General features: G+C 75.2%; 9 protein-coding genes. 5 read left to right on the top strand and 4 right to left on the bottom strand.

All coding sequences use genetic code 11. The annotated features are described in order from the left end of the window. The 3 genes from VMF70_05260 to VMF70_05250 all read right to left on the bottom strand — a co-directional run. Positions 1–932, bottom strand: a 932-nt coding sequence (locus VMF70_05260) for an agmatine deiminase family protein (GenBank protein HTT67417.1), incomplete at its 3' end; no start/stop codon positions are given. Further along, positions 932–1,822 carry a carbon-nitrogen hydrolase gene (locus VMF70_05255; protein ID HTT67416.1) on the bottom strand — a complete coding sequence of 297 codons (891 nt, stop codon included), beginning with the start codon at positions 1,820–1,822 and terminating at the stop codon, positions 932–934. The genes VMF70_05255 and VMF70_05260, both read right to left, overlap by 1 nt. Positions 1,823–1,970: 148 nt before the next feature. After that, on the bottom strand, positions 1,971–2,420 hold the full coding sequence (locus VMF70_05250) for a hypothetical protein (protein HTT67415.1): 450 nt from the start codon (positions 2,418–2,420) through the stop codon (positions 1,971–1,973). Positions 2,421–2,515: 95 nt separating this feature from the next. On the opposite strand from VMF70_05250, the gene VMF70_05245 reads away from it, so the two are divergent. Continuing rightward, positions 2,516–3,883 (top strand): SLC13 family permease, encoded by a 1,368-nt coding sequence (locus VMF70_05245; protein ID HTT67414.1) that lies wholly within the window; start codon positions 2,516–2,518, stop codon positions 3,881–3,883. Here the strand turns inward: VMF70_05245 and VMF70_05240 are convergent. Then, positions 3,880–5,475 carry an aldehyde dehydrogenase (NADP(+)) gene (locus VMF70_05240; GenBank protein ID HTT67413.1) on the bottom strand — a complete coding sequence of 532 codons (1,596 nt, stop codon included), beginning with the start codon at positions 5,473–5,475 and terminating at the stop codon, positions 3,880–3,882. The two genes, VMF70_05245 and VMF70_05240, sit on opposite strands and share 4 nt — an antisense overlap. A gap of 90 nt (positions 5,476–5,565) precedes the next feature. Here VMF70_05240 and VMF70_05235 point away from each other — a divergent pair, with 90 nt between their 5' ends. The 4 genes from VMF70_05235 to VMF70_05220 all read left to right on the top strand — a co-directional run bounded on the left by VMF70_05235 (position 5,566) and on the right by VMF70_05220 (position 10,283). Further along, positions 5,566–7,692 (top strand): YjhG/YagF family D-xylonate dehydratase, encoded by a 2,127-nt coding sequence (locus VMF70_05235; GenBank protein ID HTT67412.1) that lies wholly within the window; start codon positions 5,566–5,568, stop codon positions 7,690–7,692. After that, on the top strand, positions 7,689–8,522 hold the full coding sequence (locus tag VMF70_05230; protein HTT67411.1) for a fumarylacetoacetate hydrolase family protein: 834 nt from the start codon (positions 7,689–7,691) through the stop codon (positions 8,520–8,522). Before VMF70_05235 ends, VMF70_05230 begins: the two co-directional genes overlap by 4 nt. A gap of 20 nt (positions 8,523–8,542) precedes the next feature. Next, complete coding sequence (locus VMF70_05225) at positions 8,543–9,013, top strand: methylglyoxal synthase (protein ID HTT67410.1); 471 nt, start codon at positions 8,543–8,545, stop codon at positions 9,011–9,013. A gap of 67 nt (positions 9,014–9,080) precedes the next feature. Then, positions 9,081–10,283 (top strand): glycosyl hydrolase family 8, encoded by a 1,203-nt coding sequence (locus VMF70_05220; GenBank protein ID HTT67409.1) that lies wholly within the window; start codon positions 9,081–9,083, stop codon positions 10,281–10,283. The last annotated feature ends 24 nt before the right edge of the window (positions 10,284–10,307 follow it).

Here is a 10,307-nt window from a genome sequence, read left to right as displayed (position 1 = left end):
AAATTGGCGTAGCTGGCGGGCAGGCGTTCCCCGGCGAACCGCACCGGGCTCGGCATCGGCAGCGTGACGACCTCGAGCCGGCGGCCGCGGGCGTCGCGGGCGCCGGCGAGCCGCCTGCGGGCCGCCTCGAGCGGCCGGTGGTTGGGATCGCGCCGATTCGTCTCGCGGGCCACCACCACGCGGCCGGGTGCGACGAACCGCGCGAAGTCGTCCACGTGCCCGCCGGTGTCGTCGCCGGCAATGCCGGTGCCGAGCCAGATCACCCGCTCGGCGCCGAGGTAGTCGCGCAGCACCCGCTCCGTGCCGGCCCTGCCCAGCGCGCGATTCCGCGCCTGGCGTCCGGTGAGCAGGCACTGCTCGGTGGCGAGGAGCGTGCCCTCGCCGTCCACGTCGATCGCGCCGCCTTCGAGCACGACGCGCCGGTGCGCGACCTCGGGGAGGAACGTCGGGACGCCCAGCCGCCGGGCGATGCGGCGCCCGGCTTCCTCGTCGGCGGCGTGGTTCCTGTAGCGCGCCCAGCCGTTGAACCGCCACTTCACCGCCGCCAGCTCGCGCCGGCCGCCGCGGCGCCGCACCACCCCCAGCGGGAGGAAGTCGCGCGTCCAGGAGCGGTCGGTCGCGGCGGTGACGAAGTCCACGCGCGCCAGCGACACGCCCGACCGCGTGAGCGCGGCCGCGGCCCGGGCCCGCTCGGCCCGGTTCCGCACGATCAGCCGGATGCGCTCGGCGTCCTGGAGGTGGCGCGCGACGTCGGCGAGGACCCACGGCACCGCGTCGAACTTGCCCGGCCAGTCCGTGGGCTCGTGCGGCCACGCGAGCCAGGTGGCCGCATGCGGCTCCCACTCGGCAGGCATCCGGTACCCCGCCTCGCGCGGCGTCGGCGGAGCGGGCGCGGCGCCCCCGCCGCCCGCCCGCACCCGGCGGCGCGGCATCAGGCTCCGGCCTCGCCGCCGAACCGGGAGGCGATGCCGGCGTACGCGTCGATGCGGCGGTCCCGGAAGAACGGCCAGTTGCGCCGCACGTCCTCGAGGCGCGCCAGGTCGAGCGGGACGACCAGTGTCTCCTCGCCCTCCCCGGCTTCGGCCAGCACCACGCCGAACGGGTCGGCGACGAACGAGTGGCCCCAGAACTCGAGCCCCCCCCCGGCCGGCCCCTCGTGGCCCACGCGGTTCACCGCGGCGACGTACACGCCGTTGGCGATGGCGTGTGAGCGCTGGATGATCTGCCACGCCGCGAGCTGCGCCGCGCCGAACTCGGCCTTCTCCTTCGGGTGCCAGCCGATCGCGGTCGGGTAGCAGAGGACCTGCGCGCCCTGGAGCGCCACCAGCCGCGCCGCCTCCGGATACCACTGGTCCCAGCAGATGAGCGGGCCGATCTTCGCGAACGGCGTGCTCACGGCCACGAAGCCGAGGTCGCCCGGGGTGAAGTAGTACTTCTCGTAGTACAGCGGGTCGTCGGGGATGTGCATCTTGCGGTACAGGCCGAGCCGCTCGCCGGCGGGCCCGAGCACCACGAGGCTGTTGTGGTAGACGCCCGCCGCGCGCCGCTCGAAGATCGGCGTGATCACCGCGACGCCGTGCTCCCGCGCCGCGGCGGCGATGGCCTCCACGGTGGGACCGTCCACGCTCTCCGCCAGCTCGAACCGGCCCGGATCCTGCACCTGGCAGAAGTACGGCGACGCGAACAGCTCGGGGAGGACCACGACGTCGGCACCGCGCCGGGCGACGTCGGCGATCGCCGCGCAGGCCTTCGCGACGTTGGAGGCCTTGTCCGGGCGCATCGCCATCTGCACCAGGCCGAGCGTGACGGTGGGCGGCGGCATGCGCCGAAGCTAGCGGGGAGGCGGGGAGCTTTCTAGGGCTCCGGGGACGGGCAAACGAAGGGGCCGGCCCCGCCCGTTGGCGGGCGCCGGCCCCATGCCACTGATCGTCTTCTACCGCGTCACACGCGTCTGCAGGAGCCGGTCGGCCTCAGATCGTCCGCTTGCTGAGGCTCAGCGTGAACGGAGTACCAGCCGTGGCGCTCGTCTGCGTCGTGACGCTGTCACCCCGAATGGTGCCGCTGGCCGTCATCCAGATCACCGTGAACTGCGCGGTGCCGGCGGCCGTGCTCTTGCCGTACAGCGTCGCCTGCACCGTTGACCCGGTCGGCAGGAACAACTCGACGGCGTAGATCCCCGCGGCGCTGAGGGCCGGGTTCGTCACCTTGATCAGGCTCGAGTCCGCATTGCACGAGGTCGCGCACTTTCCCGTGCCCGGACTGTAGAGGACCGAGTCGATCGTGGCGATGCCCGTGAAGCCCGAGGCACGGTAGGTGACGTCGTAGCTGCCGACGCTGGTCGAGACATCGCAGCCGGCCACGGCGAGTGCGAGGCCCGTTGCGATCGCGCCGGCGATCAGCGGTAGACGGTGGTGCCGCATGTGACGCCCTCCATCAGTTGAACGGCCGCCAATTCATACTATCATCTTATCACCGTGTCCATACCCCCCTCGCCGGGCCCGCCTTCGCTTAGCCGATGCAACCACTCCTGATTCTGCTGGCGGGATTCGCCGTCGTCCTCGGGGGAATCGTCGTGCTCCGGGTGCACGCGTTCCTCGCGCTCGTCGGAGCCGCGATCGTCGTCGCTATCCTGGCACCCGGCGAGCCCGGGGTCAAGGTGGCGGTGGTGGCCGAGGGGTTCGGGCGGACCGCGGGCCAGCTCGGCGTCATCGTGGCGCTGGCCGCGGTCATCGGCAGCGCGATGTCGGGGAGTGGCGCGTCGGACCGGATCGTGCGCGGCTTCCTGGACCTGCTGGGCGAGCGGCGGGGCGCCCTGGCTCTTGGCGCGACCGCCTGGGTCCTGTCGCTGCCCGTGTTCTTCGACACGATCTTCTTCCTGCTGGCGCCGCTGGCGCGGTCCATGTACCGGAACACGGGCCGCGACTACCTCAAGTACCTCCTCGCCGTCTCGGCCGGCGCCGTGGCGACCCACGCCCTGGTGCCGCCGCACCCGGGGCCGCTGGCGATGGCGGGCGCGCTCGGCGTGGACCTCGGCACGATGGTGCTGGCGGGCGTCGTGATCGCGCTGCCGTCCGCCGCGGCGGGCCTCCTGTTCGCGCGCTGGGCGAGCCGCCGGATGACGGTCGCGATGCGTCCGCTGGCGCCGGGCGTGCCGGAGGTCCCCGTGCCGGCCACGCTGCCCGGCCTGCTGCCGGCGCTGGTGCCCGTGCTGCTGCCCGTGACGCTCATCTCGTCGAACACGATCGTCGAGACGCTCAAGACCCTCGCGCCCTCGCTCGCCTCCGTGTGGCATGCCCTCTCCCCGTGGACGGCGACCATCGGCAACCCGAACGTGGCGCTGTTCCTCGCGGCCGGCTTCGCGCTGCGGCTCTACTGGCGGGCGCAGCGGCCGGGCCGCGCGCGGCTGGCGGGGCTGGTGGAGTCGTCGCTGCTCGGGGCCGGCGCGATCGTCCTGATCGTCGGGGCGGGCGGCGCGTTCGGGGCGACGCTCCAGTCCGCCCGGCTCGGGTCGCTGGTCGCGGGCGCCTTCGGCAGCGGCACGCGGGGCGGCGTCGCCCTGCTGCTCGCGGCGTTCGGCGTGTCGGTCGTGATCCGCACGGCGCAGGGCTCGGCCACGGTGGCGATGATCACCACCGCGGGGATGGTCGCGGCGATGATCCGCGGCGCGCCGCTGCCGTTCCACCCCGTGTACCTGGCGACCGCGATCGCCGGCGGCTCCCTGGTGGGCTCGTGGATGAACGACGCCGGCTTCTGGGTGTTCAGCCGCGCGGGCGGCGTGAGCGAGGCCGAGACCCTGCGGTCGTGGACGCCGCTCTCCGCGGTCGTCGGCACCACGGCGCTGGCGACGACGGTGCTGCTGGCCCTCCTGGTGCCGCTGCGCTAAACCGGGGGCCGCACGTCGTCCTGCGTCAGCTCCCCGTCCACCCGCCGCCAGATGCCGAGCGCGTTCCGGTTCCGCAGCGCGGCGGGGAGCGCCGCGTCCGGGAAGTCCTGGTAGCACACCGGCCGGAGGAAGCGGGCGATGGACGCGGTGCCCACGGACGTGGACCGCGAGTCGGTGGATGCGGGATACGGGCCGCCGTGCTGCATCGCGTGCCCCACCTCGACCCCCGTCGGGAAGCCGTTGAAGATCAGGCGGCCGGCCTTGCGCCGCAGCATCTCGACCAGCGGCGCGTGGGCGGCGAGCTCGTCCGGGCTGCCGTGGATCGCCGCCGTGAGCTGGCCCCCGAGCGCCTCGGCCACCCGCATCAGCTCGGCGGCGTCCCGGGCCTCGACGACCAGCGAGGCCGGTCCGAAGATCTCCTCCTGCCACTCCGCGTCGCCCGCGAACCGCGCGGCGTAGGTCCCCAGCAGGGCGGCGCCCGCGCGCGCCGGCGCCGGAGGCGCCGCGGGCGCGGTGAGGACCAGCGCGCCGCGGGCGCGCGCGCGCTCGAGCGCCGCGGCATAGGCCTCGCCGAGCCGGGCGTACAGCATCACGCCGGGCGGCGAAGCACCGAGGCGCTCGGCGAGCAGGCGCCGCAGCCGGTCCAGTCCGTCGCCGCGCACGCCGACCACCACGCCGGGGTTGGTGCAGAACTGGCCGGCGCCGAGGGTGATGGACTGCGCGAGCCCCTCGGCGATCGCGTCGCACCGCTCGGCCAGCGCCGAAGGCAGGAGGAACACCGGATTGACGCTCCCCATCTCGGCGTACACGGGGATCGGCACGGGGCGCGCCGCGGCGGCGTCGAACAGCGCGCGCCCGGCCCCGAACGAGCCGGTGAAGGCCACGGCGCGGGTGAGCGGATGGCGCGCCAGGGCGAGGCCGACGTCGGGCGACCAGCCGTGGACGAGCGAGAAGATGTGGGGCTCGAGGCCGGCGCCGCGCGCGGCCCGGCCGATGGCGCGGGCCACCAGCTCGGAGGTGCCGGGGTGCGCCGGGTGCGCCTTGCACACCACCGGGCAGCCGGCGGCCAGCGCCGCCGCGGTGTCGCCCCCCGCGACCGAGAAGGCGAGCGGGAAGTTGCTCGCGGCGAACACCGCGACCGGCCCCAGGGGGATGAGCATCCGCCGGATGTCGGGCTTGGGGACCGGCGTGCGCGCCGGATCGCCGGGATCGATGCGCGCCTCGACCCACGAGCCCTCGTCGAGCAGCGAGGCGAACAGGCGCAGCTGGCTCGTCGTCCGCGTCCGCTCGCTCTCGAGCCGCGCCGGCGGCAGCGCCGTCTCCTCGTGCGCGCGGTCGAGCAGCTCCTGGCCGAGATCCTGGATCTCGTCGGCGATGCCGCGCAGGAGGCCCGCTCGCACGGCCGGCGGCGTGCCCGCGTAGGGCAGCGAGACGGCCTCGGTGCCGCGCAGCGCGCGGTCCACGATCGCGTCGTCGGCCTCGCGGAACGGCGGCTCCAGCTCCGCTCCGGTCGCGGGGTTCACCGCCCGGAACGTGGTGCCGCTGCCCTTGACCGGTTCGTCGCCGACGAGGTTCTCGCCCGTCAGATTCATCGTTCCTCCTCGCCGCACACCTTACACGCGCGCGAGACGGGCGCAAGCCGCAACTGGCGGTTCCGCCGCCGCCGCCGCAAGGTTCTCCCCATGGACGCTCCACTCGACGCGCCGCCGCCGTCGCCGCCGTCCCTCGAGGAAGTGCTGGGCACGGCCGACGCGGTGTCCGCCGGCCGGCTCGCGGGTGAGGGGCCGGCCGGCCGCCTGCCGCTCACGGCCGCGATGCTCCGCGACCGGCCGAGCGGCGACGTCTTCGGCCTGACGCAGGACGTGGGGATGGGCTGGAGCCCGGCCGAGCTGGGTGGGCCGCAGGTCGTCGTGGTCAGCACGCTCGGCGGACTCCGGGGCGACGACGGGCGCCCGGTGGCGCTCGGCTACCACACCGGGCACTGGGAGATCGGCCTGCTGGTGCGCGAGGCGGCGCTGACCCTGCGGGCGCGGGGTGCGCTGCCGTTCGCGGTGTACTGCAGCGACCCGTGCGACGGCCGCACCCAGGGCACGACGGGGATGTTCGACAGCCTGGCGTACCGCAACGACGCCGCGATCGTGATGCGCCGGCTGATCCGCTCGCTCCCGACCGCGGCGGCGGTGCTCGGGGTCGCGACCTGCGACAAGGGCCTGCCCGCCACCATGCTCGCGCTCGCGGGCTCCTCGCACCTGCCGGGCGTGGTCGTGCCCGGAGGCGTGACGCTGCCGGCGGCCGGGGCGGAGGATGCGGGGCAGGTGCAGAGCCTCGGCGCGCGGTTCTCGCACGACCTGGTGACCCTCGACTACGCGGCGGCGATGGGATGCCGCGCCTGCGGCTCGCCCGGCGGCGGCTGCCAGTTCCTCGGCACCGCGGCCACCTCCCAGGTCGTGGCCGAGGCGCTGGGGCTCGCGGTGCCGCACGGCGCGCTCGCGCCCTCCGGCGAGCCCGCGTGGCTCGAGCTGGCGCGGCGCTCGGCGCTGGCGCTGCTGCGGCTCCACGCGCTCGGGATCCCGGTCGCCCGCATCCTCACGCCGCACGCGCTCGAGAACGCGATGCTGGTGCACGCCGCGTTCGGCGGCTCCACCAACCTGCTGCTGCACGTCCCGGCCATCGCGCACGCGGCCGGCCTCGCGCCCCCGACGGTCGAGGACTGGAGCCGGGTGAACCGGGCCACGCCGCGGCTGGTGGACTGCCTGCCCAACGGGCCGCGCAACCATCCCACGGTGCAGGTCTTCCTGGCCGGCGGCGTGCCGGAGGTGATGCTCCACCTCCGGAAGATGGGGCTGCTGCACGGGGAGGTGCTCACCGCGACGGGCGCGACGCTCGACGCGACGCTCGACTGGTGGGAGGGGAGCGAGCGGCGGCGGGCGGCGCGCGCGGGGCTCGCCGCGGGCGCGTCGGTCTCGCCCGACGACGTGATCCTGGGCCCGGACGCCGCCCGGCGCGCGGGGCTCACCAGCACGGTCGTCTTCCCGGTCGGCAACCTCGCCCCCGAGGGGTCGGTCATCAAGGCGACCGCGATCGATCCGTCGGTGGTGGGCGCGGACGGCGTGTTCCGGCACCGCGGGCCCGCACGCGTGTTCGCCGACGAGCGGGAAGCCATCCGCGCCGTCAAGGGGCGGACCGCGCGGCCGGTCCGCCCCGGCGACGTGATCGTGCTGATCGGCAACGGCCCCAGCGGGACGGGGATGCAGGAGACCGCGCAGATCACCTTCGCCCTGAAGTACCTGCCGTGGGGCAAGCACGTGTCGCTGGTGACCGACGGCCGGTTCTCCGGCGTCTCGACCGGCGCGTGCGTGGGCCACGTCGGGCCGGAGGCGCTCGTCGGCGGCCCGATCGGGCGGGTGCGCGACGACGATCTGATCGAGATCGTGGTGGACCGGACGGCGCTCACGGGATCGGTCAGCCTGGTCGGCGCCGGGGGCGAGGCGCTGCCGCCGGCGCGATGCGCGGCGCTGCTCGCCCGGCGCGCGCCGCACCCGGACCTCGCGGTGCACCCGGCGCTGCCCGACGATACGCGGCTGTGGGCGGCGCTGCAGCGCGCCAGCGGCGGCACCTGGGCCGGCTGCGTCTTCGACGTGGATCGGATCGTGGCGGCGCTCGAGGCGGGGGGGCCCGCGGCCGGAGCCGCGCCGCGGGGCAAGGCTCCGGCGGGCGGCGCGCGGCCCGCGCGCCGGAAGAAGCGGCGGCCCCGCGCGTCGAAGCGGGTGGCGGGCCGCCGGCGCCGCCGTGCCGGGGGCCCGCGGTGAGCGCGCCCCTGCGGCTGTTCCGCACCGCGGGCGGCCCGGTGGTCGAGGAGGCCGGCGCCTTCGTGCGGCTGCGCGAGGACTGGGACGCGCTGGTCAATCGCAGCGGGCTGGCCGACCACCTCCGCGCCGCCGCGGCCCGCGGCCCGACCGCGCCGCGCCTCGACGAGCCGCCGCTCGCGCCGGTCGCGGGGCAGGAGATCTGGGGCGCCGGCGTCACCTACGACCGGAGCCGCACCGCGCGGCTCGAGGAGTCGGGGGCCGCGGGCGGCGCGTCCTTCTACGACCGGGTGTACGAGGCCGAGCGCCCGGAGCTGTTCTTCAAGTGCGCGGGCTGGCGCGCCCGCGGCCCCGGGCAGGCGGTGCGGATCCGCCGCGACGCGCGCTGGAGCGTCCCGGAGCCGGAGCTGGCGCTGGTCGTGAACGCGCGCGGCGAGATCGTCGGCTACACCATCGGCGACGACCTGAGCGCGCGCGACATCGAGGCGGAGAACCCGCTCTACCTCCCCCAGGCCAAGATCTGGGACGGCGCGTGCGCACTCGGTCCGGCCCTGCTGGTGCGCGACGGGCCGCTGCCCCCCGAGACGGCCATCACGCTGCGCGTCGTGCGGTCGGGCGCCGCCGCCTTCGAGGGCGGCACCACGCTGGCGCGGATGCGGCGCGCGCCCGAGCAGCTGGTGGCGTACCTCGTCCGGGAGACGAGCTTCCCCGCCGGGTGCGTGCTGCTCACCGGCACGGGGATCGTGCCGCCGAACGACTTCGCGCTCCGCTCGGGCGACGAGATCGAGATCCACGTGCCGGCCGTCGGCACGCTGCGCAACCGGGTGGACTGACCGCTCAGGAGGAGGATCAGGTGGAACCCCGCAGGGTGCAGATGCACCGCCGCAAGCGGATCGCGCTGATCGCGCACGACAACCGCAAGGACGACCTGCTCGAGTGGGCCCGCTTCAACCGCGGCACCCTCGCCGGCCACGAGCTGTACGGGACGGGGACGACCGGCGCGCTGATCGGGAAGGAGCTCGGCCTGGACGTCACGCGGTTCCTCAGCGGACCCCTCGGGGGCGACCAGCAGGTCGGCGCGGGCATCGCGGAGGGCCGCATCGACTTCGTGATCTTCTTCTGGGACCCGCTCGAGCCGCAGCCCCACGACGTGGACGTCAAGGCGCTGCTGCGCATCGCGGTGGTGTGCAACGTGCCGATCGCCTGCAACCGCGCCACCGCGGACTTCGTGCTGTCGAGCCCGCTGATGGACGTGGCGTACGAGCGGATGCTGACCGACTACAGCGTGCAGCAATCGCAGCGGTTCCGCGGCCCCGGCGGGTGAGGCGGCCCTGAGAGCGCCCGCGCGCGCGCTGCTCGCCGCCGCCGCGGCTGCGGCGGCGCTGCGCGCCGTGCCCGGGGCCCCGGCGCCGCTCGTGGCCGACGCCCTGGCGCAGGCGGCGCCCGTCGCCGCCAGCGGCGTCTACCGCAACCTGTTCCGCGAGATCGGGAAGACCGACTCGGAGATCGCGGCCAAGGTGGACGCCGCGATCCACGACTTCTTCTTCGGCGACTCGACCATCCGCAACTACGACACCCTGGGCGCGGACGAGGCCTACATCCTCGACAGCGGCAACGGCGACGTCCGCTCGGAGGGGATGTCCTACGGGATGATGCTCGCCGTGCAGGCGGACCTGCGGCCGCAGTTCGACCGGCTGTGGAACTTCGCCCGCCGCCGGATGCGCAACGCCGCCGGCGACCTCGCGGGCTACTTCGCCTGGGAGGCCAACCCCGACGGCACGATCCGCGACCACGGCCCCGCGCCGGACGGCGAGCAGTACTTCGCGATGGCCCTGTTCTTCGCGTGGCAGCGCTGGGGGGACACCACCTACCGCGCGGCGGCCGACGACATCCTCGACCACATGCTGCACCAGGACCGCTGGACCGAGCCCGCCTCGGGCGTCGGGCCGATGTTCGACCCGGCCACCAGGCTGGTCGTGTTCGTGCCGCGCGGTCCCGGGGCGGGCTTCACCGATCCGTCCTACCACCTGCCCGCGTTCTACGAGCTGTTCGCCCGCTGGGCGAGGCGGGACAACGATGCCTGGCGCGAGATCGCCCGGGCGAGCCGCGCCTTCCTCCACGCCGCCGCGCGTCCGGAGACGGGCCTGTTCCCGGACTACGCGCGCTTCGACGGCGCCCCGACGGACCCCTGGAGCCGCGCCGGCGCCAGCCACGCCGACTTCCGCGCCGACGCGTGGCGGGTGATCCAGAACATCGCGGTGGACCGGTACTGGTGGGGCGGGGATCCGGCGGCGGTGGACGAGGCGAACCGGCTGCAGGCGTTCTTCGCGCGGCAGGGCCTCGCGACCTACGGCAACATGTTCACGCTGGACGGTAGGCAGCTGGAGCGCGACCACTCCCCGGGCCTGGTGGCGATGAACGCCGTGGCCAGCCTCGTCGCGACCGGTCCCCGCGCGCTCGACTTCGTCCGCGAGCTGTGGTACGTCCGTCCGACCCGCGGCCGGTGGCGCTACTACGACGGCTGCCTCTACCTCTTCGGCCTGCTGCACGCATCGGGTCGTTACCGGATGATCGGCCTGGCGCCGGGGCAGTAGGCGTCGGCCCCGGCGCCGGGGCCC

It is taken from the genome of Gemmatimonadales bacterium, from assembly GCA_035502185.1.
Classification (GTDB): domain Bacteria; phylum Gemmatimonadota; class Gemmatimonadetes; order Gemmatimonadales; family JACORV01; genus Fen-1245.
The sequence above is the reverse complement of the archived record's forward strand: the minus strand, read 5'-3'. Positions and strand labels throughout refer to the sequence as shown.